The sequence below is a fragment of the Pseudofrankia sp. DC12 genome (assembly GCF_000966285.1).
Lineage (GTDB): Bacteria > Actinomycetota > Actinomycetes > Frankiales > Frankiaceae > Pseudofrankia.
On record NZ_KQ031391.1, the window covers coordinates 495,758 to 517,778 of the forward strand.

Sequence of the window (22,021 nt, forward strand, 5' to 3'; positions counted from 1 at the left end):
GTCGCGTCGGCGCTGGCCAGGCCCTCCGCTGCGCAGTCTAGCGGCAGTCGTCCGAGTACATTCCGTTAGGGGCACCGGACCCAGCGGAACAGGCCGCCTGCCGCGGCGGTTTCACGTCGCTAGTCGCCCGAGCCGTGCTCGTGAATCTGCTCGGCGAGGTACTGCGGCGCGCCGAGCTGGCGGATCAGCTCGAGCTGGGCCTCCAGCCAGTCGATGTGCTCCTCCTCCTCGGAGATCAACCACTCGAGGAGCGTGGCGGAGCCGAAGTCCGACTTGCTTCTGCCGAGCGTCACGCCCTTGCGCAGGGTCTCGACATTCTCCAGCTCACGGGCGTAGTCGAGCTCGAGCATCTCGGGCACGTTCTCGCCGGTGCGCAGGGGGTGCAGGCGCTGCAGGTTGGGGTGGCCGTCGAGGTAAAGAATCCGATGAATGATCTTGTCGGCGTGCTTCATCTCGTCGATCGACTCATCGCGATAGTGACGCCCGAGCCCGTGGAATCCCCAGTGCTCCTGGATGCGGTAGTGCAGGAAGTACTGGTTGATCGCGGTGAGCTCGTTCGTGAGCACCGCGTTCAGGATCTCGACGACCTCGTCGTCTCCACGAACCACCCAGGGCCTCCACTCGTCGTCACGCCGCCACAACGCTCCGCAGTGGTCGTCGCCGGTCGGCCGGGCCTGGAGCCGTCATGCGGCCCAGACAGCAGCAGCGACCGGCGCCGCACGGAAGTGCCGGGAGAGAAGGTCCGCGATCTGTTCGCGACATCCCCCGCAGCCAGTGCCGGCATCGCAACGCTCGCCGACCTCGTCGGCGTCACGCGCACCCGACTCAATGACTTTCCGTAGCGTCCGGTCGGAGACAGCAAAGCACGAGCAGACCAGCATTGCACCCTCACCACGCGGACGGGCCCGTCAGATAGCTCCGTGACCAGGCAGGTTCATTCGGCGCAGGGCCTCCCAGCTACCAACATCGCTTAGCTAAGGCTTCCCTAAGAGCAACAGAATGCCACGTTAGGCCGCCCTAATACAAGGCGGCCTTAGTAGCGGCGCAGCTCACACCCAGGACCGGCCGGCATGACTGGGAACGGGGGCGAGGAACGGCCGCGCGGGGCCTGGCGGGCGGTGGCCGGCCGGTGTCGTTGTCAGGAGGCGCGCGTCAGGCGCCGGCGTCGAGGACGATCTCGACGCGGCGGTTGGCGGCCCGGCCGGCCCGGGTCGCGTTGTCCGCGATCGGGCGGTTCGCGCCGTAGCCGACGGCCCGCAGCCGCCCGGCCAGCACGCCTCTCGTCACGAGGTAGCCCACCACGGCCTGCGCCCGCCCGAGAGAAAGAGCCTGGTTGACGGAGGCGGGCCCGGTGCCGTCGGCGTGACCGGCGACCAGCGCCGGGAAGGTGCCCGCGCGCAGCGCGACGGCGATCCCGTCGAGCGCGGCCCGGTCACTGTCGGACAGCGCCGCGCTGCCGGAGGCGAAGGTGACGGGGTGGCCCGAACTGGCGGCCGCGAGGCCCACGCCGGCCTCGCCCGGCCCCTGGGCGCCACTCGTTCCCGTCGCCGCGCCGGCCGCGGACCCGGCGTCCGGCGCCGCGGTGGTGGCGACGACCAGCTGGTTGTCCAGGTCGATCCTGGTCGCGCCGGTGCGGCCCGCGGTGAGCACGGCGGCGCCGAGGCTCGCCCTGCTGCTCTCGTTGGCGACCGTGCCGGTCAGCACGAGGTGGCCGCCGACCAGGGTCAGCGTGTGGGTCCCGGGCCCGCGGGACAACGCGGTGACGAGGCCGGCCAGCGCCGGGAGGGCCGGCTGGGCGGCCCGCGGGTCGATGGCGATCTCGCTGGTCAGCCGCCCACCGGTGGCGTCGACGACGTCGTTGAGGAGAGCGGCGCGCTGGGCCCGGTCCGGGACCGTCGCGCGCACCGTCAGCCGGCCTCCGTCGACGCTCAGCACGACCGGCTCGGCCGGCCTGGTCGCGATGAGCGCGTCCGAGCCGAGCCGAGCCGAGCCGACCCCGTCCACCCTGGCGGCGCGCAGGGCAGCGTCGGCAGCGGCGGCGCTGGCGAAGTCGCCGTGCAGGGTGGCCGCCCTGCCGGCGACCGTGACCACGACCTGGGTCGCGCCGGACTGGCGTACCGCCTCGTTCGCCCGCTGGGAGAGGTCCTTCTCGATCGGTCCGCGGCGCAGCCCGACCGCCAGCAGGGCGAGCACGAGCCAGGTCAGCAGCAGCGAGACGGCGAACACGACCGGTCGCGGACGCTTCAGCTGCGGTACCGCGGACAGGACCATGAACCGACTCCGAGCTGGGAAACCGGACGAGCGAGAACCGGTTGAGCGACGACCGGGGCAGCGGCGACACGGCCACTGGCGAGGCGGACGGGGCTCGGAACGCGGTTCGCCTGGCCGCGGGACTCCCGCGACACGGGCAACTCTCGCACATCGGGACCGACCCGGCGCACACCTCACCCCGACACGCCGCAACAGACCCCATCAGCGGCGCAACACGCGCGGATCCGGCGCGGCGGACACACCCGCCGATCGCCCGGCGGCGAGAGGTTCGGCCTGGCGGCGCCGGGCCGCCCGGCCGCGGCGGCCGGGCGGCCCGCTAGGTGAGGGTCGCCAGTCCCCCGGCCGCGGACCGGGACGGGTTCGCCGGGTTGGGGACCGACGGCTGATCACAGGGGGCCGGGGCCGGGGCCGGGACGGCCGCGGCCAGCGAGTCCGCCGCCGCACCGGAGCCGGCCGGCAGCGGCAGGCGGTCGGGCGCGGGCGAGAGGTCGTCGCCCGCCGGCGTGGCCAGGCCCCGGCGTGGGGACCGGCGGGTGAGCGCGATGGCCGCCGCCGCCGAGACCGCCAGCACCGTCCAGCCGGCGACGGCGTCCAGGATGTAGTGGTTCGCCGTCGCCATCACGACGAACGCAGTGCAGCACGGGTACAGCACGCCGAGCACCCGCAGCCACAGCCAGCGGGCGTGGCGGGCGATCAGCAGCCCGCACCACAGCGCCCAGGCGCAGTGCAACGAGGGCATCGCGGCGTACAGGTTGGCGACCTTGTCGAGGCCGTGCGGAGCGGCGCTGGCACTGGCGCTCCACCAGCCGTAGTTGCTGAACCGGGACATCGTGTCGATGAAGCCGGAGTTCGGCAGCAGCCGCGGCGGCGCCGTCGGGAACAGGAAGAACCCGATCAGGCACAGGATCGTGGTGAACACCAGCGTCCAGCGGGCCCGCGCGTAGCTCATGCCGTGACGGCGGTGCATCCACAGGATGACCGTCGGCGTGACGATGAAGTGCAGGGTCGCGTAGTAATAGCAGCAGATCACCGCGAGTACCGGCACGGTCTGCAGCCAGTGGTTCAGCGAGAGCTCGCTGTCCAGGTGCAGCGCGGTCTGCCAGCGCAGCAGCGTCTGGCCGGTCCGGGTCGCCTCGGCGACGGAGCCCTCGGCGAACCCGCGGGTCGCCGTGTAGCAGTAGTACAGCGCGACCAGGATCAGGATCTCGACCCACCAGACGGGCCGCCCGGTCTCCGGATCACGGAACCGCCTGCGCCATCGGTCTCCGCGGCTCTCCAGGCCGGCGGCGCCGTGCTCGGCTGCGGCCGGGCCCGCGGCCGTCACCAGAGCCACCGGCGCCTCCTCGCGGCCGTCCGGTGCCGTGCCCACCTGCCCCGCGCCAGCCGTCTGCGCCACGTGGACGCGCGGCCTCGGGGTACCTGCCCCGTCCTGACCCGTTGCCATCCCTCTACTCAACCCGATACCTCCGACTGTTCTCCTACCAGCCCCACCGGACAGGCCCAGCCCGCCCGAGCCGGAAACGCTGCAGGGGATCAGCTCCGCCACCCCGAGGCGGGGCAGCGGCACCGATCCCCTGTGACCAAGCGCACGCCGAGAAGCTCCCCCGCGAAGGTCAGGTGCCGGGGTGGGTGCTGGCGGTGGCCGGGCTCGCCGGTGCCGCCACCGAGCCGGCGCCGCTCGCGCCGGTGGGGGTGGCGCCGCTCGCCGGCAGGGCGCTGCCGGCCACCCAGGTGGACCACGGTATCGACCAGTCGTTACCCAGCTGCGAGGTGTCCGGCGGCCGGCCGCTGTTGAAGACGTTGACGATGTCCCCGACCTGGCTGAAGTTGTAGAACCACTCTGCGTCGGCCGGCGCCGCGTTCACGCAGCCGTGCGAGACGTTGACCCGGCCCTGGTCGGCCACCGACCACGGGGCCGCGTGGACGTACTGACCACCGCTGGTGATCTGCACGTTCCACAGCACGGTCTCGTAGTAGTAGTCCGGGTCACCCTTCGGGATGCCGACCGTCGCCGAGTCCATGATCACGGACTGGGCCTTGCCGATGACGTTGTGCGGCCCGTCCATGGTCAGCAGGGTCGGCTTGCCGCCCTTGCCACCGCTGATCGGCAAGGTCTTCACCAGCTGGCCGTTGCGGTAGACCTTCATCGTGTGCGCGGCGATGTCGACCTGGCTGACCTGTGCGGCGCCGATGGTGAAGTCCATCGCGCGGTCCTTGACCCCGAGCAGCCCGTTGCCGGCATCGAGCCCGGCCAGGTTCGCCTCGACGTGGACCTTGGTGCCGGACGGGTAGTAGTCCTTCGGGCGCCAGCGGACCACCCGGTCGGTCAGCCAGCTCCAGGAGCCCTCGAGCGCCGGGGTGGTGGTGACGGACAGCCTGCTCTGCACGGCGGCGCGGTCGGTGGTGGGGCTGCTGAAGGTCAGCACGACCGGTGTGCCGACGCCGACGACGTCGCCGCCGACCGGCTCCCAGGAGACCTTGAACTGTTTGGCCGGGGTTCCCGTCGTGAAGGCCACGTGGCTGGTCGTGGTGCCGGTGACGCCGGCGGCCGGCGCGGTCGACGCGGTCACCTGGTAGTCACTGGCCGCGTAGAGGCCGCCGGTCGACGTCCAGGTCCTGTGGTCCGCCGAGTAGGTCCCGACCAGAGTGCCGGCGTCGGTCTTCTGCGACGTGCTCGCGGCGCGGGCGACCTGGACGTCGACGAGCGGGGCGTTGGCCGTGACGACGACCTTGTCCGTCACCGCGACGCCGGTCGCGCCGTCGGCCGGAGTCACCTTGACGGCGGCCGCCGGCACCGCGGGCGTGGTCGGCGCGCTGCCGTCGGCCTGGGCGCCCCCGCCGCCGCTCCCGCAGGCAGCCAGGATGATCGCGAGCAGCGGTATGACGATCGCGACGAGAGGCCTGGGAAAACCACCGCGCACGGCGGCCCGGCCAGGCCGATGATTGGGCTCGCTCGCGGAGAAGACCATCGTTCGCCTTCTTCCGATCTCCGGGACTGCCGTTAGCACGTCCGTGCGACAACTCTGTGCCGGACGGTACCCATCGGCGCGGCGTTCGTCGCGCCGAGGAAGCAAAATAGCCCTGTCGCCAGGGCGACCATCACCATTTGACCAAGATGCCAATACGGAGAGTCGCACTCTCCTGGCAATGTTCACGAAGCCCTCCCACACCGCACGACCGACATCTACCGCCGCACGGACCGTTCGTGATCCTGACAACCTGCCACCGAGCGGGGCGATATCTCGCCAGGCCCGCACCGCCGTCGGCCCAGACCGGCCCGCCCGGAACACGCGGCTCCGGTGGAGCGGCCCACATCAACGACAACAAACGGCCACCGTGTGTGCCGGCTCCGCTCCCCCGCGGCGCCGGCCGATAACCGATCCCGGACCAGCCTGCCTCACCAGAACCACCGGGCGCACCGCCGGCTTCCCACCGGCCACGGGACGGTGAACAACATCCGCCCGGCGCCGGTCTAGCGCGTCACTATGCGGTCGTGGAAACCCGGGAATGTCACAAAGAACGCCCCGGTCGGACGCGGAGAGTAAGCATACAAGGGCGGGCTGCCGGCTGGCGGCGGCGGAATCCCGAAACATGCGCCGAACAGGGCCGTGACAGGGGCCGCGACCCGGCGGGCGAGGATGGCGCCGGGAGCGCGGCCACGCCCGGCCGCCCTGGGTGACGGCGGGCGCACGGCCCGAAGAGGCTGAGGGACAGGAGGCGCCATGGCGATCGTTCTCGGGCCGAACCAGTTCGGGAAGGCGGAGGTACGGCTGGTCCACGTGGACCGGTCGACCCCGGTGCACAGGATCACCGATCTCAACGTGTCGTCCGCGCTGCGCGGCGACTTCACCGATGCGCATCTGACCGGTGACAACGCGCACATCCTCACTACCGACGCGCAGAAGAACACCGTGTACGCGTTCGCGCGGGACGGCGTCGGCGAGATCGAGGAGTTCGCGCTGCGGCTGGCCCGGCATTTCACCGGTTCGTTCCCGTGGATTACCGGCAGCCGGGTCGAGATCGAACAGTACGGCTGGGACCGCATCCCGGTCGGCGGCGCCGGACATGACCATGCATACAGCCGGGCCGGTGCCGAACGGCGCACCACGGTCGTCACGCTGGACGGCGACGAGGCACACGTCGTTTCCGGCCTCGCCGGGCTCGTCGTGCTCAAGTCGACCGGTTCGGAGTTCTGGGGCTTCGCGACCGACCGCTATACCACGCTTCCCGAGACCACCGACCGGATCCTCGCCACCGAGGTCACCGCGCGCTGGCGCCTGACCGGCCTCGGGCACGACTACGGGAAGCTGTTCACCAGCATACGGACGATCCTGCTGGAGACGTTCGCGTCGGTGCACAGCCTCGCGTTGCAGCAGACGCTTTACAAGATGGGCGAGGAGGTGCTGACCGCACATCCGGAGGTCGCCGAGATCAGGATGTCGATGCCGAACAGGCACCATTTCCTGGTCGACCTGGAACCGTACGGCCTCGACAACCCCAACGTCGTCTTCTACGCGGCCGACCGCCCCTACGGCAAGATCGAGGGGACGGTGGCCAGGGACGACGCGCCCCCGGCCGGGCCGGCGTGGCTGACGGTCCCCGGCTTCTGCTGAGCCGCTCCGGTCAGCTCGCCCGCAGGGTCACGACGTCGCCGGGAGCCAGGCCCAGCCGGCTCGCGGCGGCGCCGTCGCGTACGGCGAACGCCGCCATCCCGGCCGAGTCGACGTAGAGCACCAGCTCGCCCGTCCCCACGGACCCGAACGTCACCCCGACCGGGATCCGCAGCGGCGCGCCGGCCGCCGAGGTCAGGACCTCGGCCCGGCCGCCGGGCACCAGCCCGACATCCGCGAGAAGATCGCCGGTCGCGGCCAGCTGGACGTTGCCGAACCGGTCCACGAGCACGACCTCCGCCTCCAGCTCGGCGGCCGGCGCGTCGGCCGCGCGCACCCGGGCGAGGACCGGCGGGAGCTGGACCAGCCCGGCCGGGTCGACCCGCTCACCGAGCGTCTCCGGCGACGTGCCGGTGGCCAGCTCCGCCGCGGCGGGCGCGAAGACGTCGCGCCCGTGGAAGGTCGCGGGAACCCCCGGCCGGGCCACCAGCGCCACCGCAGCCCGCACCCCGCCGAGCACCGCGGTCGCGGGGGCGAGCAGGCCGTTGTCCGGCCCGACCAGCAGCCCGCCCGGCGTGACCAGCACGATCCCGCGCCGGCTGGTGCCGACGCCCGGGTCGACGACAGCCAGATGCACAGGGACCGGCAGGTAACGCACCGTCTGGGCCAGCACCGCCGCGCCGCGCCGCACATCTCCCGGGTCGATCAGGTGGGTGATGTCCAGCGCCCGCACGCCGCGGCGCAGCAGCACGCCGTGACACGCCGCGACGAACCCGTCGGCGAGCCCGTAGTCGGTCAGGAAGCTCACGTGCGGCACGGCATCCATGCTCTCTCGCCACCCACCAGGCGCCAGCGGGGCCGCGCTGGCCGACCGTCACGCCAGCCCGACCGTCACGCCAGCCCGACCGTCACGCCAGCCCGACCGTCACGCCGACCAGCCGTCGCGACCAGCGCCCCACTGGAAGTCTTGGTCACTAATCCTATGCCCAAACCGGACAGACCCCAGGCAACGGGGCCGGCCCCGGCCCCGTTGCGGGCCTGCTCAGATCGCGCCGTCGGCACGCAGCCCGGCCAGCTCCGCGCCGTCGTAGCCGAGCTCGGTCAGGATCTTCTCGGTGTGCTCACCGAGCGCCGGCACCGGCTCCAGCCGGGGCGGGGCGCCCGGGAACTCGACCACTGGGCGCAGCTGACGGACCGGCCCGGCCGGGGAGTCGATCTCGATCCAGCGGTCCCGGGCGGCCAGCTGCGGGTGAGTCAGCACGTCAGCCATCTCGTTGACCCGCCCGTAGGCGATCCCAGTCGCGTCGAGGCGAGCTGTCACCTCGGCCGTCGGCAGCCGGCCGACGACGCCGGCGACCAGCGCGTCGGTACGGGCCCGGTTGCGCACCCGCTCCCGGTTGGTCGCGAACCCCGGGTCGTCGGCCAGCTCCGGGCGGCGCAGCAGGCCGACCGCCAGCCGGGCCCACTCGCGGTCGTTCTGCACCCCGATCAGCACGCTGTCGCCGTCGCCGGTGGTGAACGCCTCGTACGGCGCGATCGAGGGATGGCCGACGCCGGCCCTGGCCGGGGCACGGCCAGTGTGCTCGGCGAACTGGACGGCGTAGCCGTTCCACTCGGTGATCGCGTCCAGCATCGTGAGGCCGAGCGCCGCGCCCGCGCCGGTCCGCTCCCGGCGCAGCAGCGCCACCAGGACCGCCTGCGCCGCGTAGGTGCCGGCGGCGACGTCCGCCGCGGCGAACCCGGCCTTCGCCATGTGCTCCGGCGTGCCGGTCACCGAGACGAGGCCGGACTCGGCCTGGATCAGCATGTCGTAGGCGCGCCGGCCGGCGTAGGGGCCGCTCGGGCCGTAGCCGGACAGGTCGACGGCGACCAGCCGCGGGTACCGCTCCAGCAGCCCGTCCGCGTCCAGGCCGAGCCGGGCGGCGGCGCCGGGTGAGAGGTTCTGCGCGACGACGTCGGCGGTGGCGACCAGCTTCTCGACGGCCGCCCGGCCGGACGGCACCTTGACGTCGACCGCGAAGGACTCCTTCGACCGGTTCAGCCAGGAGAAGTGCGCCGACATCCGGCCGCGGACGGCGTCGTCATAGGCGCGGGCGAAGTCGCCGGCTCCCGGGCGTTCGATCTTGATCACCCGGGCGCCGTACTCGGCGAGATGACGGGTCGCGAACGGCAGCGCGACCGCGTGTTCCAGGCTGACGACGGTCATTCCGGCAAGCGGCAGCACGACCAGCACACTAGGGCGGCGACGACCGGCACGTCGGTCGTTCGGCCGCTCCGGGCCGCACCGAACGTCCGCGGCGCGGAAGGCGGACAATGGTGGGTTGGCGGCCGTTTGCGGCCGGCGCGGACGTGAGCCGGCCGTCGAGCCACGGGACGGGCTCGAAGCGAGAGACAAGGCACGAGCCGAGAGACCAGGGAGTGAGCGTGCGGATCTGGCGGCGTCGGCAGCCGGTGCTGATCACCTCAGCGGCCGACCCTCGCCATGTCGACATCCGCCGCCGCGAGGGCCAGTACCTGTTCTGGATGGCCGTGCGCGTGCTGTGCTTCGTGCTCGCGGTCCTGCTCTTCCACGGGTGGGTCAGGTTCGTCGCGATCGTGGTCGCCCTGGTCATCCCCTGGGTGGCCGTCGTGATCGCCAACGCCGGGCCGGCACCGTCCCGGCGCCGCCCGGCCGGGTACGCCGACGCCGCCCAGCCCCTCGGCGGCGGCGCCAGGTCCCTGGAGTCCGGCCGGCATCCCGTCGTCGACAGCGACGATCTCCCGAACCAGGGCGCCTGGCCCGGTCGCGGCGACGGCGACGCCTCCTGGGACTGGCCCCCCGACCCGGCCCGGCCCACGGGCCCCGGCTCGGCGGAACCTGGCCCGGGCCAGGACCAGGAGCGGGCCGGCGAGCCCCGCTTCGCCGGCCCGCGGCCGGCCGGAGACCGGCCCCCGTTCGCCCCGCCCTACACGCCCCCGCCGCCGCGGGGCGACGTCGGCTTCTTCGGCCCCCGCCGCCCGCCGCGCGCCGACCGCCGGAAATAGCGGCGGCCCGACCGCCCCAGGCCTCAGGCCCACGGGCGACGGGTCAGGTGATCCGGGCCAGCTCGCGCCACAGGCCGAGCACAGCCGGGTCGCCGTCCACGCGGAGCCGTTCGGTCCCGACCCGGTTCCAGAGGAACAGGTAGAGGTCGGCGGCCGTGCCCACGAGGGAGCAGTCAGCCGGCTCGACGGCCTGGGTCACCGTGCGGGCCGCCGGGCCGATCCGGATCGTCCAGCTGGCGTCGGCGTCGGTGGCCCGGACCGACAGCGCGACCGGCGCCGGCGAACCAGGCCGCGGTGGCGCAGCGCGTAGAACCCGGTGAGGAGCTCGTCGATGCCGTCGGTGGCGAACGCCGCGGGCACCGCGGGCCGCTCCCCCTCGGTGCCCGCGCCGGGCTGGCCGGACGCCGCCAGCGCCAGCTCGGCGTCCACCCGGTGGACCGCCGTCTCATGCCGGTGGACCGCCGTCTCATGCGCCTGCCGGCGGGCCCAGAACGCCAGCGGGGACGGCGCGCCCCGCCACAGCGTCCAGCAGGCCACCGCCGGGTCCGCGTTCGCGAACGTGCCGACGAGGGCCGCATGCCCGTCCCGGAACCAGCCGAGCAGCTCGCCGTCGGGCATCACCAGCTCGCCGTCGCCGTCGATCGGCCGCGGCTCGGCATGGCCCGCCTGGAGGTAGGAGGCCGCCCAGCGGGGCACACAGCCGGTGTGCGTCACCAGGTCGCGCACCCGCCAGCCCGGGGCGGACAGCACCTCGGCGTCGAACCCGGCGAGCGCCGCCGCCGCGGCCAGCCGGTCGCCGTCCCGGCGCAGCGCCGCGAGGTGCCCGTCGATCCCCATGCCCACGATGTCGCCTTTCCCTGCGCCGCCGCGCATTCGCACCGCATTCCGGTCAGACGGGACGCACTACGGCACGGCGAACAAGCCCAGCCCACCGGACAAGCACTACTTAGCTGTGGCGCAACGTTCATGTTGTGGCCGACTGATGGTATTCGTCTGCGCTACCAGCCCTGTCACCGTGGCCTTGTGCGCGTCGCGGTGGTCACCGAATCGTTCCTTCCTCATGTGGACGGGGTGACGAACACGGTCTGCCGCGTCCTGGAGCATCTGAAGACCGAAGGCCATCAGGCGCTCGTGGTCGCGCCGTCGCCCGGTCCCAGGTCGATCGCCGACGCTCCTCGGATCTACGCGGATGCGCCGGTGCTCTGGGCCCCGTCGGCCCCCCTGCCCGGCTACCCGCAGTTCCGGTTCGCGACCCCCTGGCCAAGCCTCACCCCGACGCTGCGGGCCTTCGCGCCGGACATCGTGCATCTGGCCGCGCCGGCCGGGCTCGGGGCGCAGGCCGCGTACGCCGCCCACCGGCTCGGCGTGCCCAGTGTCGCGGTCTACCAGACCGACATCGCCGGCTTCGCCCGTCGCTACGGCCTGGCCGCGCTCGACCGCGGGATCTGGCGGTGGCTCGCGACCGTGCACCGGCTGGCCGCCCGGACACTCGCGCCGTCCTGGGACGCCGTCGACGCGCTGGTCGGCGCCGGGGTGCAGCGGGTCGCCCGCTGGCGGCGCGGTGTCGACCTCGAGCGGTTCAACCCCGGGCACCGGGACGAGCAGCTGCGCGCCCGGCTCGCCCCCGCGGGCGAGGTGCTCGTCGGCTACATGGGCCGGCTGGCGAAGGAGAAGGGCGTCGAGCTGCTCGGCTCCGTCAGCGACCTGCCCGGCACGCGGCTGGTGGTCGTCGGCGACGGGCCGGAGCGGGCCCGCCTGGAGCGCAAGCTCCCCGGCGCCGCGTTCCTCGGCTTCCAGTCCGGGCAGCAGCTGTCCTCGGCGCTCGCGAGCCTCGACGTGTTCGTACACACCGGCCAGTACGAGACCTTCTGCCAGGCCGCCCAGGAGGCGAAGGCCAGCGGGGTCCCGGTGGTCGGCCCGGCGGCCGGCGGGCTGCTCGACGTCGTCGAGCACGGCCGGACCGGCCTGCACTACCGGCCCGGCGACCCGGCGGCCCTGCGCGCGGAGGTCAGCCGGCTGGTCGGCGACGCGTCCGGCCGAGTCGCCATGGGCGTCGCCGCCCGCGAGTCGGTGGGGGACTGCGGGTGGCGCGCCATCGGCGATGAGCTGCTCGGCCACTATCGCGACGTGCTCGGCGCCAACGTCGGCGCCGCCCGCGACGCCGACGCCTGGCGATGAGCCCGGCGCGGGCGTCGGCGGGACCACTCCGCCAGGCCGGGCGACGCGGCCCGGCCGCCACCTGCTCGGGCCACCGCCGGCCCTGGCCAGAACCCCACCCACTCCCCAGCCCCCACGGACCGGACATGACCGGACCGGCCGCGCCGCGGCCAGGCTCCGGGCCGCGCTGGCCTGCCCTGACCCGGACGGCCGACCACCTGCCCGCCTGGCCAGGTGGACCGACCAGAGAGAGCACCAGCCCGCCGCGCGGCTCGCCGCCGGGCGCGCGGGCCGACGGAAGGTGGGCCCGATGAGGATCGCGCAGGTCGCCAACTTCGTGGCGCCGACGTCCGGCGGCATCCGCACGACGCTGCGGCACCTGGCCGCGGGCTATGTCGCCGCCGGCCACGAGGTGGTCCGGGTGCTGCCGGCGCGTCGCGACGGCGTGCGCCACGTCGACGGGGTCACCACGCTGATGGTGCGCTCCCCGCTGGTACCCGGAACGCCATACCGCATGATCACCGAGCCGTGGCGGGTCACGGCGATGCTCGACGAAGCGCGCCCGACCCACCTCGAGGTGCACGACCGCACGACGCTGCGCCGGCTGGGCCGTTGGGCGCGCCGGGACGGCGTCCACTCGCTGGTCGTCTCGCACGAGCGGGTCGACCGGCTGCTGGGCGCGAAGACCCCGGCGTCGCTGCGCGGCGTGCTGCCGGTGCGCGCCGCGGCCGACGTCACGAACCGGACGCTGGCCGCCGGCTACGACACGGTGGTGACGACGACCCGCTGGGCCGCGGCCGAGTTCCTGCGCCTCGGGGTGAACAACCTGCGCCAGGTGCCGCTCGGCGTCGACCTGGACCGGTTCGGCACCGAGTGGGCCGACCGGTCGCTGCGCCGGGCGTTCGCCCGCGACTCGGACGTGCTGCTCGTCGCGATCAGCCGGATGGACCCGGAGAAGCGGGTCGACATCGCGATCGACGCGCTCGCCGAGCTCGTCCGCCGCAAGGTCCCGGCCCGGCTGGTGCTGGCCGGCGACGGCAGCGGGCGCAAGGAGCTGGAGCGCCGGGCCGCCGGCCTGCCGGTGGTGTTCCTCGGGTTCGTCGCGGACCGCCAGCGACTGTCGGCCCTGCTGGCCAGCGCCGACGTCGGCCTGGCCCCCGGGCCGGTCGAGACGTTCGGGCTGGCGGCGCTGGAGGCGATGGCGAGCGCCACGCCGGTGGTGGTGCACCACGGCAGCGCGATGGCCGAGCTGATCGACCCGCACTGCGGCCGGGTCGCCGCCGGCTGTGGCTACGGCTTCGCCGACGCCATCGAGGAGGTCCTCGCGCTCGACGAGAACGACCGGCGAGTGGCCGCGCGTGCCCGCGCCGAGACGTTCCCCTGGTCCGCCACCGTCGAGGGATTCCTGTCCGTCCACGGCCTGTCCCCGCGGCCCGCCCAGGCCTCGTTCACACCGGCACCCGGCGAGACCGACCTGCCCCGCGCCGCCTGACCGGGGCCGGCCGCGCCCGTCCGAGCCCCCTCCTCGCCTGCCGCGGAGGGCGTTCCGGCGCGCCCGCACGCCGGTTACCTGCCGGAATCACCCCCGGTTAGGGCATGTTCTGGTCCGGTCGGGGCCACATCTCGCGCTGGAAGTGCCTACCGTAGGCGCGTGTACCACGCACTGCTGCCCGCGCCCCGGTCTGGACTCCTGACCGGGTGGGGCAACGCCTGGCTGGCTGGGCTCGTCGGCTCCGACGACGTCCTGACGCACATCCACGGGACGCTCGGGCCCGGCCGGCACACGATCGGCGGCGAGCCGCTCGTGCTCGGCCTGGGCGCGCTTCGTTCCGCGCGGGCCGAGCGGTTCCGCCTGATCCTGCCGGTGCCGGGCGACGTCTCCGGCCTGCCCGGCCCGCCGGAGGTCAACGCCGACGCGCTCTCCGCCGGCGAGGCGGTGCTCGTCCTCGGCGCCAGCCCGCCGCTGCTGCTGGTGCCCATGGTCGAGGTGCACGGACCGGCGGTCGAAGGAGCGCTGGAGTCGGTCCACTGGCGGGTCCTGCCGGCCGCCCGGGTACCGGCGCCGCCGGCCCCGGTCCGGGCCTCCGAGTACGAGCTGGCCAAGGCGATCACGTCCACCACGTCGGCACTGCTGGACCTCGACATCGCCAGTGCCCGGCCCGAGGTGCTCGCGCTGCTGCGGGACCGGGCCGAGGAAGACCCCGGCCCGGGCCTCGGCCCCGGCTACCCGCCGGTCGCGCACGCCCTGCTGGCCCGGGCCGAGCGGCTGCACGCCCTGCTGGACCTGGCCGCGCTGGACGACGGTGCGGCCGTCACCGCCAGCGAGATCGGCCGCCGCAGCGCCGCGCTGCGCGGCCTGTCCGCCGCCGTCCGCCGGGCCTACGAAGCCGCCTACGACGCGTTCGACCCCAGCCACGCGAGCTCCCCGCCGTCCCGCTGACCGGGAGGCGGCGACAGTGCCCTTGTACCCCCCTGTACCGGCGGCGCGTCGCCGGACACCCCCGCCCGGTAGCAAGGCCCCCCGCCCAAAAAACCTTGCTTTCGAGACCTGGTCTCTATGGTCCAACTTCCGTCGATCACCTGGCTTAGCAGTGTTAGCCGCGGCATTCTGCCCAACGTTCGGGCGCCCAACGGTGGGAATACGGCCAGGCCGGAGGCAAGCGACGGCGCCGTCGCGCGGAATTCCTCGGACAACCAGCCCAGCGCCGACTGACGAAGCGGCCGCCGCCCGGAAAACACACCAGACCACGGCAGGTCGGGACTCATGGCCCGGCGGCCCGGAGGCGAACGGTCCCCGGGCTGCCCGCCGCCGCGCGCGGCCGGGCAACCGACCGGCGCGCCCCCCGAGGCCCGGTTGGTTCAGTTCAGCCGTTCAGTTCAGCCGCGGGCAGAAGTGGCCGTCCGGGCCGTCGGGACGACCGCACAGCACGCAGGACGGGCGGCCGGCGGCGACGATGCTGCGCGCCCGCTCGATGAACGCCCGGGTCTGCGGGATCGACAGCCCGACCCGCAGCGAGTCGAGGTCCTCCTCGCTGACGGGGGTGCCTGGCTGGTTCTGGGCGAGCCCGGCGGCCTCCACGAACACCCGGCGGCCGTCCCACGAGACGGTCAGCTGGCCGAGGTGGAAGTCCTCCTCGAACGGCGCCTGCAGCGGCGCGAGGTCCACCTCGATGTCGGCGGCGGCCGGGACGGGAACGCCCTGCTGCTGGCCGACCTGGCCGAGCAGCGCGGACAGGCCCTCGGCGAGCGCGGTCACCTCGGCCTTCTCCAGGCCGATCGTCACGAGCTGGCCGGACTGAGCGGCCTGAAGATAGAAGGCGCGCTCGCCCGGCTGCCCGACAGTCCCGACCACGAACCGCTCCGGCGGGTCGAACACGAATCGTTGCATGCCTGCGTACACTCCGTCAGTTCCGGCCAGGGGGTCGCTCCCCGAGACGCGTCACGGCCTCCAGAAGGTCGACCGACCTCCCTCGAACAGGGTCTGCGAGGCCGGTATTCCGGCCGGTATTCCGGCCGGTCTCACGCTATCCGGCCGGACCAGCCGGACGCTCGAAAGATCCTACGTCGAGTATCCCCGCCCGGCCGGCGGGCCGCCGACGCCCGCCCCCGGGATACCCGGTCAGCGCACGGCTGGTCAGTCGCGCGCCGGGCCGGTCCCGAGGGCAGGCCCACCGGCCGCCGCGACGAGGCGGCCACGGCCGAGGGCGTCGGCCGGGGTGCCCGCCGCGGCCGGGGCACGGTCCTCGACCGTCGGCGCCGAGCAGCAGTCCGTCGGGCAGACATCCGGGAACGGCCCGAGGCCCGCGCAGGAACGGCGGGGCAGCCCCGGGTCGCGGCGCTCGGCGAGCAGCTCGGCGACCATCTGGACGAACCGGGGGTCGGCCCCGACCGTCCCGGCCCGCACGGCCTGGACGCCGGCCTTCTCGGCCCGGGCCAGCGCGTCCCGGTCGAGGTCCTGGATGACCTCCATGTGGTCGCTGACGAAGCCGACCGGCACGATCACCACCGCTCGGGTGCCGGCCGCCGCGAGCTGCTCGACCCGGTCGCCGACGTCGGGCTCCAGCCAGGGAACGGTGGGCGGCCCGCTGCGGCTGCAGTAGGCGACGTCCCAGGGATGCTCCCGCCCGCCCCGGCCGGCCACCGCCTCGACGATGGCGCGGCTGACGGCGGCCAGCTGGGCCGGGTAGGCGCCGCCGTCGGGCCCGCTCTCGGCGGCCTGGCGCCGGGGCACCGAGTGCGCGACGAACACGAGGTGGGCACCGTCGCGCAGGCCGGCGGGCAGGCGCTCGAGGCCGGCCGCGACCCGGTCGACCATCGGCTCGACGAAGCCTGGGTGGTCGAAGAAGACCCGTAGCTTGACCAGCTCGGGGACCGGGTCACCGGCTGGCAGCGCGGCCAGGCCGGCGGCCAGGTTCTCCCGGTACTGCCGGCAGGCGGAGTAGGTCGCGAACACCGACGGCACGAAGACCGCGGCCCGCCGGACCCCGTCCGCCCGCATCTCGGCCAGAGCCGCGCCGAGGAGCGGCTCCCAGTTCCGGTTGCCCCAGTAAACCGGCAGCGGCGCGAGCTCGTCGCGCAGCGCCCTCAGCAGCTCGCGGCTCTGGTCGTTGATCGGGCTGCGCCCGCCGAGCCGGTGGTAGTGCTCCGCGACCTGCGCGATCCGGGCCTCTGGCACGCCCCGGCCGCGGGTGACGTTGCGCAGGAACGGCAGCACGTCGTCCGGCCCGTCCGGGCCGCCGAACGTCAGCAGCAGCAGCGCGTCGACGGCGCCGTCCTCGGACGGTGACGCGGAGCTCACGGCGTCGATGCCTGACCGGGACCGGTGCTAGTGGCCCATGCCTATGCCGCCGTCGACCGGGAGGACGGCGCCGGTGATGTAGGAGGCCCGCTCGGAGGCGAGGAACGCGACCGCGGCGGCGACCTCGTCCGGCTCGCCCATCCGCCGGCCCGGGACACTGGAGATGATCAGCTCGCGCTGGGCGTCGGTGAGCGCGTCGATCATGGCGGTGCGGATCGGTCCCGGCGAGACGACGTTCGACGTGATCCCGCGCGGCGCGAGCTCACGGGCCAGCGAGCGGGCGAAACCGATGAGGCCGGCCTTGGAGGCCGCGTAGTTCGACTGGCCCGCGTGCCCGGACATGCCGACGACCGACGAGATGAACACCAGCCGGCCGTAGCGGCGGCGTAGCATGCCCCGCGCCGCCCGCTTGGCGACCCGGTAGGCGCCGAGCAGGTTCGTGTCGACGACGTCCCGGAAGGCGTCCTCGGACATCGTCAGCAGCAGCGTGTCCTTCTCGATCCCCGCGTTGGACACGACGATGTCGACCGGGCCGAGCTCAGCCTCGACCTCGGCGAACGCCTTGTCGACCGACTCCACGCTCGTCACGTCCAGCCGGACGCCGAACAGCCCGTCGGGCGCCTGCCCGCCCCGGCTGGCGACCGCGACCCGCTGGCCATCCGCGGCCAGCGCCGCGGCGCAGGCGGCGCCGATCCCCCGGTTACCCCCGGTGACAAGCGCTACCCGACCCTGACCCGCGTTCTCTGCCATAGAGCGGATCGTAGCGGTCTCCGGCACCTCCGGGCCGAACCTCGGCCACCGCGATCCGTGGCCAGGCAGCGTCCCGGCCCGCCCGCGCGAGGCGCGTCTCACACTCGGGACGCGGCCCGGCTGGACGGGACCGCCCAGGTTGGTACCCCGGCGAGCACGTACGGTTTCGACGAGCGTGTCGTAGTTCGCGGCGGGTCGCTCCGTGAGGACCGGGGTTACCGCGTTCGGCGGGCGATGACGAAGATGGATGCGGGGTGGCCGCAACGCACCGCCCGCCCCGCGCGTCCGGACTGGAGTGGCAGGCGTCGTGTTCAGGCCCGGGATTCGCCACGTCGAGTACCGACCGCGGGAATGGTCCTTCGAGCCGCCCGGCCGGCCGGTGGACGAGGCCGCGCCCGGCAACGACGGCGACGACCGTGCACCCGGCGACCGCGGCGCACCTGGCGACCACGCTGGCCCCGGTGACGACGGTGGCCCCGGTGACGACGGTGGCCCTGGCGGCGACGTGACGGCCCAGGCCGGGCTGCCAGCCGACGAGGCCGCCGTCGCCGGCCGGCCCGCCGAGCCCGTGAGCCCGCCCGGGCGAACCGTGCCGTGGCTCGGGCAGGTCGAGCCCGGGCCCGCGCTGCAGCCCTTGCCGGCGCCGCCCGATCCCACCCGGGCGCCGGCCGCGGCCGCGCCAGGCGCGATCGTCCCCGGCCCACCCGGCGGGATCCTCGACCTGGGTGCGCTGGCCGAGGTCGAGGACCGGCTGCGTCAGCTGGCGACGGCCCACATCGACGGCGCCGCCCAGGCCGGCGGCCTGGATCGGGGATCCGCGGACCGGCGCCGCGCGCTGACGACGGCCGGGGCGTCCGCGGCCGCCGTGCTCTGGTTCGACTCCCTGCGCGCCGAGGACCGGGTCAGCGCCACACCGGACGCGGCACCGCTGCTGGCCGCCGTCCACGAGGTGCTGGAGGCTGCGCGCCCGGCGGTTGCCGGCACCGACGACGACGAGGCCACGGGTAGCCGCGGCGAGGGTGGCGGAAGCCGGGCCGACGGCGCCCGGCCGGGCGCCGAAGGCGGCCCGGTCACGCGGCTTCCGGTGCCCGCCGGCCCGGCGGCGCGCGCGTTGCGCGCGACCGGCGCCGGCACCGCCGGTCCGAGCGGGACCGTCTGGGGCGCGCTGGGCCGGCGCTTCGCCGGCACCCGGTTCGACCATTCCCAGGGCGGCCGGATCGTCTGCCTCCTCGAGTACCCGGAGCTGCGTGACGCGGCCGTCTGGGAGGCGGTCACCGACGAGCGGACGCCGTATCTCGGGGAGCTGTTCTGGGTGGTGCTGGTCTCGGGCGCGGCCGTCGGCGCCGAGGCGGCCGGCGCCGAGCGGGCCGGCCTCGGCGGGCCCGGCGGCCCGGACCGGGCCGCGAGGATGTTCGAGGCCGCCGGCTGGCAGGTGCTCACTCTCCGTCACGGCAGACGGCTGGCCGCTCTGTTCGGCCGCCCGGGCGGGCAGGCGCTGCGGGCCCGCCTCGGCCGGATGAGCCAGGAGGAGTACCGCGAGCTGCTGACCACCTACGGGCCGCCCCTGCGCCGCCGGCTCGCCGGGCCAGGCGCGGCCGGCGTCGGCGTCGCGGGGCTGGTGGAGACGCTCACCGACGACGAGATCCACGCCGCGCTGCGTGACCTGGGCGGCCATGACCTGGCGCTGCTGATCGACGCCTTCGACGAGGTGGCCGCGGACCGGCCGACCGTGCTGTTCGCCCACGTCCACAGCCGCGCGACCCGGGATCCCGAGGCCCACGAGGTCCGGCCGGGCCCGGCGCCGGCCGTCGGCATCACCTCGGTCCGCCCGATGGTCCCGCCGGCGGGGAAAGCGGACCCGGTGGTCAGGCCGGCGGGCGGCGGATCCACGCTCCAGCCGCTGGCCGGCGGCCGGCCGGGCGAGGGCGGTCGCGGCGCCCGGCTAGCCGCCCACGTCGCGTCCTACCTGGACCGGGCAACCCGCGCGGCCCCGCTCCCACCGCCCGTCCCGCCGGATCTCGACCCCGGCGGTGACGGACAGGCGCTCGCGTCGACCCAGTCGGCGTTCGGTCACCTGCTGCGCGGCCTGGCCGCCGCCGCGCCCGAGCTGGCCGACGCGATCGTCACGGTCTCGACGAGGGACGCCGACGGCGTCGTCGCGGACTGGCTGGACCCGGTGCCGGACGCGGGCCCGGCGCTGGCGTCGTCGACTGGGCGCCGGCACGTCGCCGGGACGCTCACGCCCGGCGCGTTCGCCGGGGTGCTGGGCAACCTGGGCGTCGCGTGGAACCGGCAGGGCCTGGCGCTGCTGCCGATCGGGGTCACCGACGAGCTCGCCGCCGGCCGGGTGGTGGCGGCCTGGGCGGCCGGCTGCGCGACCGACGCGCGCTCGGTGCTCGCGATCGCCGACACCGGCCGCTACCCGGCGGCCGGGGCCGGCCAGCGGACGGCGGGCCCAGCGGTCGCGGCCGTGACAGCCGGGGCCGGTCTGCCCGGCGTGACCCGCTATGAGCCGGCCTTCGCGCAGGACCTGGCCTGGTGCCTGCTCGCGGCGCTCGGCAGGCTGGGCCGGGCCGACGGCGGGTCCGGCCTGGTGCGGCTGTCGGGCCGGCCGGTCGACCAACGGGCGGCGGCCGTGCCCGCTCCCGGGCCGGGGCGCGACCACCGGCGGGCGGGTGTGCTGGCCGGTGGCTACCGGCTGCGGTCAGGCGGTCCCGCGCCGCTGCTGACCCTGGTCGGGATGGGCGCGGTCCTCCCGGAGGTGCTGGCCGCGGCGGGCGAGCTGACGGACCGGCTGGGCGGCGGGATCGGGGTGGCCGTCGTGACGTCGGCAGACCTGGTGTTCGACGCGCTGCGCGCCCGCGACGAGCGTTCCCACGCCGCCGACGCGGACGCGGCGGACCGGTCCTGGGTGCTGGCGGAGCTGCTCCCGGCGAACCTGCGCGCCCCGCTGGTGACCGTCGTCGACGGCGACCCGCGCCAGCTCGGCTTCCTGGCCGGCGTGCACGGCGACCGGCTCGCCGCCGTCGGCGCGGGCCCCGCCGGCGACGAGTCCGGCGCGGGCGCTCCCGTCGCGGCCGCGGCGATCGTCGGGGCGGCGCTGCGCCTGCTGGGCCGGGACGCGGACGCCCCGGCCGGCCAGGACCAGGCCGGTCCCGGCGCCGGGCCGGAACGGGTCAGCCGCTGACGTTGGCGTCGCGCAGGGTGAGCGCCTCGCGGCCGGCGGCGGCGGCGCCGGCCGCGTCGCCGCCGGTGGCGCGGACCCGGGCCACCTGTTCGAGGGCCCAGACCAGGTCGCGCAGGATCTCGGGGCGGTCACCGACGATCTGGCGGCGGCGGCGCTCGACGTCGAGGGCCTCCTCGAAGCCGTCGGCCGCGGCGGGCAGGTCGCCGAGGGCCTCCTTCGCCCCGGCGACCTTGTCGAGCCCGACCGACAGGTCGCGCAGGACCGTCGGGTGCTCGCCGTACTCGGTCCGCAGCCAGCGGACCAGCTTCAGGGACTCGTCGTAGGAGTCCATCGCGCCCGACACGTCGCCCTGGTCGTAGCGCATGTTCCCGACCAGGCTGAGCGAGTGGAACAGGGCGCGCGGCACCGTCGGGTCGATGTCGGTGCCGCCGGCCGAGGCGGCAGCGAGGGCCCGGCGGGCCGTCGCGACGCCCTCGTTGTAGCGGACGAGCGCGCCGGGACTGTCGCCGCGAAGCCGCAGCATGTCGCCGACGTCGAGCAGCCCGCGGGAGATGTCCCGCAGCAGCGGAGCGACCTCGCCGTACACGCTGAGCAGCCCGCGCCGGACCTCCAGCGCCTCCGAGTACGCGTCCAGCGCGGCCTTCGTGTCGCTCTGCTGCTGGCGCAGGTCCCCGATCTTCTCCAGGGTGTTGGCGAGACGCTGGCGGGCCGTCGGCGCCGACGCGCCGTCGGCCAGCAGCCGGTGCGCGAGCGCCAGGCACTCGGTCTGGATGTCCAGCGCGCCGACCAGGTCGCCGAGCGCGGCGCGGGCGGCACCGGCCCGCTCCAGGCTGACCCCGAGGCGGCGTTCGGACTCGGGCGTGCGGTCGGCCGTGGCCAGGTGCCGGTTGATCCGCAGCGCTTCCTCGTAGTTCTCCTGGGCGAGCGGCGCCTGGTCGTGGTCGAGCAGGGCGTCGCCGTACTCGATCAGGGCCGCCGCGAGATGCCCGAGATCGGCGACTCCGCTGGTGGCCGAGGCGACCCGTTCCCGGCTCAGCGAGACCAGCGCCTCCAGCGCGGCCAGCAGTGTGTCCGGCTCACCGCGCTCTCTGGCCAGCTTCGCCAGCCGTTCGAGGTTCTGTGGGGTCAGCTGCTGTCCGGTGGCCGCGACCTGACCTGCGTGGTCGTCCATAACCGGAAGAGTAGTAGCCCCTGGGATCCATCACACGGCCGCTTGCGGGTCCG

Annotated in this window: 19 protein-coding genes; 6 read left to right on the forward strand and 13 right to left on the reverse strand. The window is 74.8% G+C overall.

The genetic code is table 11. From position 1 onward, the window contains the following. Nucleotides 1-119: 119 nt before the first annotated feature. From bfr to FRADC12_RS02030, 5 genes are all read right to left on the reverse strand, one after another. The gene (bfr, locus tag FRADC12_RS02010; RefSeq protein ID WP_045875324.1) at nt 120-608 is read right to left on the reverse strand and encodes a bacterioferritin; all 489 of its coding nucleotides are present in this window, start codon (nt 606-608) and stop codon (nt 120-122) included. Between the two features lie 75 nt (nt 609-683). Further along, a complete protein-coding gene (locus FRADC12_RS29035) occupies nt 684-881 on the reverse strand; it encodes a (2Fe-2S)-binding protein (RefSeq protein WP_084010396.1) in 198 nt (65 codons plus the stop codon). A 271-nt stretch (nt 882-1,152) separates the two neighbouring features. Beyond that, nucleotides 1,153-2,271 (reverse strand): OmpA family protein, encoded by a 1,119-nt coding sequence (locus tag FRADC12_RS02020; RefSeq protein ID WP_045875326.1) that lies wholly within the window; start codon nt 2,269-2,271, stop codon nt 1,153-1,155. Between the two features lie 316 nt (nt 2,272-2,587). Continuing rightward, nucleotides 2,588-3,604: a phosphatase PAP2 family protein gene (locus FRADC12_RS02025; protein WP_232303556.1), complete on the reverse strand. Its 1,017-nt coding sequence runs from the start codon at nt 3,602-3,604 to the stop codon at nt 2,588-2,590. Between the two features lie 280 nt (nt 3,605-3,884). After that, nucleotides 3,885-5,240, reverse strand: coding sequence for a L,D-transpeptidase (locus tag FRADC12_RS02030; RefSeq protein ID WP_045875328.1), 1,356 nt, complete (start codon nt 5,238-5,240; stop codon nt 3,885-3,887). 753 nt (nt 5,241-5,993) lie between these two features. Between FRADC12_RS02030 and pucL the strand changes: the two genes are divergently transcribed. After that, the gene (gene pucL, locus FRADC12_RS02040) at nt 5,994-6,884 is read left to right on the forward strand and encodes a factor-independent urate hydroxylase (protein ID WP_045875330.1); all 891 of its coding nucleotides are present in this window, start codon (nt 5,994-5,996) and stop codon (nt 6,882-6,884) included. Between the two features lie 10 nt (nt 6,885-6,894). On the opposite strand, the gene FRADC12_RS02045 is transcribed toward pucL, so the two are convergent. Next, nucleotides 6,895-7,707, reverse strand: coding sequence for an SAM hydrolase/SAM-dependent halogenase family protein (locus tag FRADC12_RS02045; RefSeq protein WP_045875331.1), 813 nt, complete (start codon nt 7,705-7,707; stop codon nt 6,895-6,897). Nucleotides 7,708-7,923: 216 nt separating this feature from the next. Beyond that, complete coding sequence (locus FRADC12_RS02050; protein ID WP_045878956.1) at nt 7,924-9,105, reverse strand: CaiB/BaiF CoA transferase family protein; 1,182 nt, start codon at nt 9,103-9,105, stop codon at nt 7,924-7,926. A 194-nt stretch (nt 9,106-9,299) separates the two neighbouring features. Between FRADC12_RS02050 and FRADC12_RS02055 the strand changes: the two genes are divergently transcribed. Next, nucleotides 9,300-9,905: a DUF3099 domain-containing protein gene (locus tag FRADC12_RS02055; RefSeq protein ID WP_232303557.1), complete on the forward strand. Its 606-nt coding sequence runs from the start codon at nt 9,300-9,302 to the stop codon at nt 9,903-9,905. 43 nt (nt 9,906-9,948) lie between these two features. Here the strand turns inward: FRADC12_RS02055 and FRADC12_RS32735 are convergent, their stop codons facing one another. Both FRADC12_RS32735 and FRADC12_RS02060 read right to left on the reverse strand, forming a co-directional pair. Continuing rightward, nucleotides 9,949-10,104, reverse strand: a complete 156-nt coding sequence (locus FRADC12_RS32735) for a hypothetical protein (protein WP_232303558.1) — start codon at nt 10,102-10,104, stop codon at nt 9,949-9,951. After that, nucleotides 10,101-10,742, reverse strand: a complete 642-nt coding sequence (locus tag FRADC12_RS02060) for a maleylpyruvate isomerase N-terminal domain-containing protein (protein WP_232304098.1) — start codon at nt 10,740-10,742, stop codon at nt 10,101-10,103. Before FRADC12_RS02060 ends, FRADC12_RS32735 begins: the two co-directional genes overlap by 4 nt. Before the next feature lie 234 nt (nt 10,743-10,976). Between FRADC12_RS02060 and FRADC12_RS02065 the strand changes: the two genes are divergently transcribed. From FRADC12_RS02065 to FRADC12_RS02075, 3 genes are all read left to right on the forward strand, one after another. Next, nucleotides 10,977-12,083 carry a glycosyltransferase family 4 protein gene (locus tag FRADC12_RS02065; protein ID WP_232303559.1) on the forward strand — a complete coding sequence of 369 codons (1,107 nt, stop codon included), beginning with the start codon at nt 10,977-10,979 and terminating at the stop codon, nt 12,081-12,083. 289 nt (nt 12,084-12,372) lie between these two features. Continuing rightward, nucleotides 12,373-13,554, forward strand: coding sequence for a glycosyltransferase (locus tag FRADC12_RS02070; protein ID WP_045875332.1), 1,182 nt, complete (start codon nt 12,373-12,375; stop codon nt 13,552-13,554). A gap of 159 nt (nt 13,555-13,713) precedes the next feature. Continuing rightward, complete coding sequence (locus tag FRADC12_RS02075; protein WP_198152754.1) at nt 13,714-14,502, forward strand: Rv1486c family protein; 789 nt, start codon at nt 13,714-13,716, stop codon at nt 14,500-14,502. A 432-nt stretch (nt 14,503-14,934) separates the two neighbouring features. Here FRADC12_RS02075 and FRADC12_RS02080 read toward each other — a convergent pair whose 3' ends face one another. The 3 genes from FRADC12_RS02080 to fabG form a co-directional block, all read right to left on the reverse strand. Further along, nucleotides 14,935-15,450, reverse strand: a complete 516-nt coding sequence (locus tag FRADC12_RS02080) for a DUF3090 family protein (protein ID WP_045875333.1) — start codon at nt 15,448-15,450, stop codon at nt 14,935-14,937. A 246-nt stretch (nt 15,451-15,696) separates the two neighbouring features. Further along, entirely contained in the window at nt 15,697-16,860 is a 1,164-nt protein-coding gene (locus FRADC12_RS02085) for a ferrochelatase (protein WP_084010397.1), read from the reverse strand. 27 nt (nt 16,861-16,887) lie between these two features. Further along, complete coding sequence (gene fabG / locus FRADC12_RS02090) at nt 16,888-17,610, reverse strand: 3-oxoacyl-ACP reductase FabG (RefSeq protein ID WP_045875335.1); 723 nt, start codon at nt 17,608-17,610, stop codon at nt 16,888-16,890. Nucleotides 17,611-17,917: 307 nt separating this feature from the next. On the opposite strand from fabG, the gene FRADC12_RS02095 reads away from it, so the two are divergent. Further along, nucleotides 17,918-20,797, forward strand: a complete 2,880-nt coding sequence (locus FRADC12_RS02095; protein WP_157488665.1) for a pyruvate dehydrogenase — start codon at nt 17,918-17,920, stop codon at nt 20,795-20,797. Here FRADC12_RS02095 and FRADC12_RS02100 read toward each other — a convergent pair. Beyond that, on the reverse strand, nt 20,787-21,968 hold the full coding sequence (locus FRADC12_RS02100) for a hypothetical protein (protein ID WP_045875336.1): 1,182 nt from the start codon (nt 21,966-21,968) through the stop codon (nt 20,787-20,789). The two genes, FRADC12_RS02095 and FRADC12_RS02100, sit on opposite strands and share 11 nt — an antisense overlap. Between the last annotated feature and the right edge of the window lie 53 nt (nt 21,969-22,021).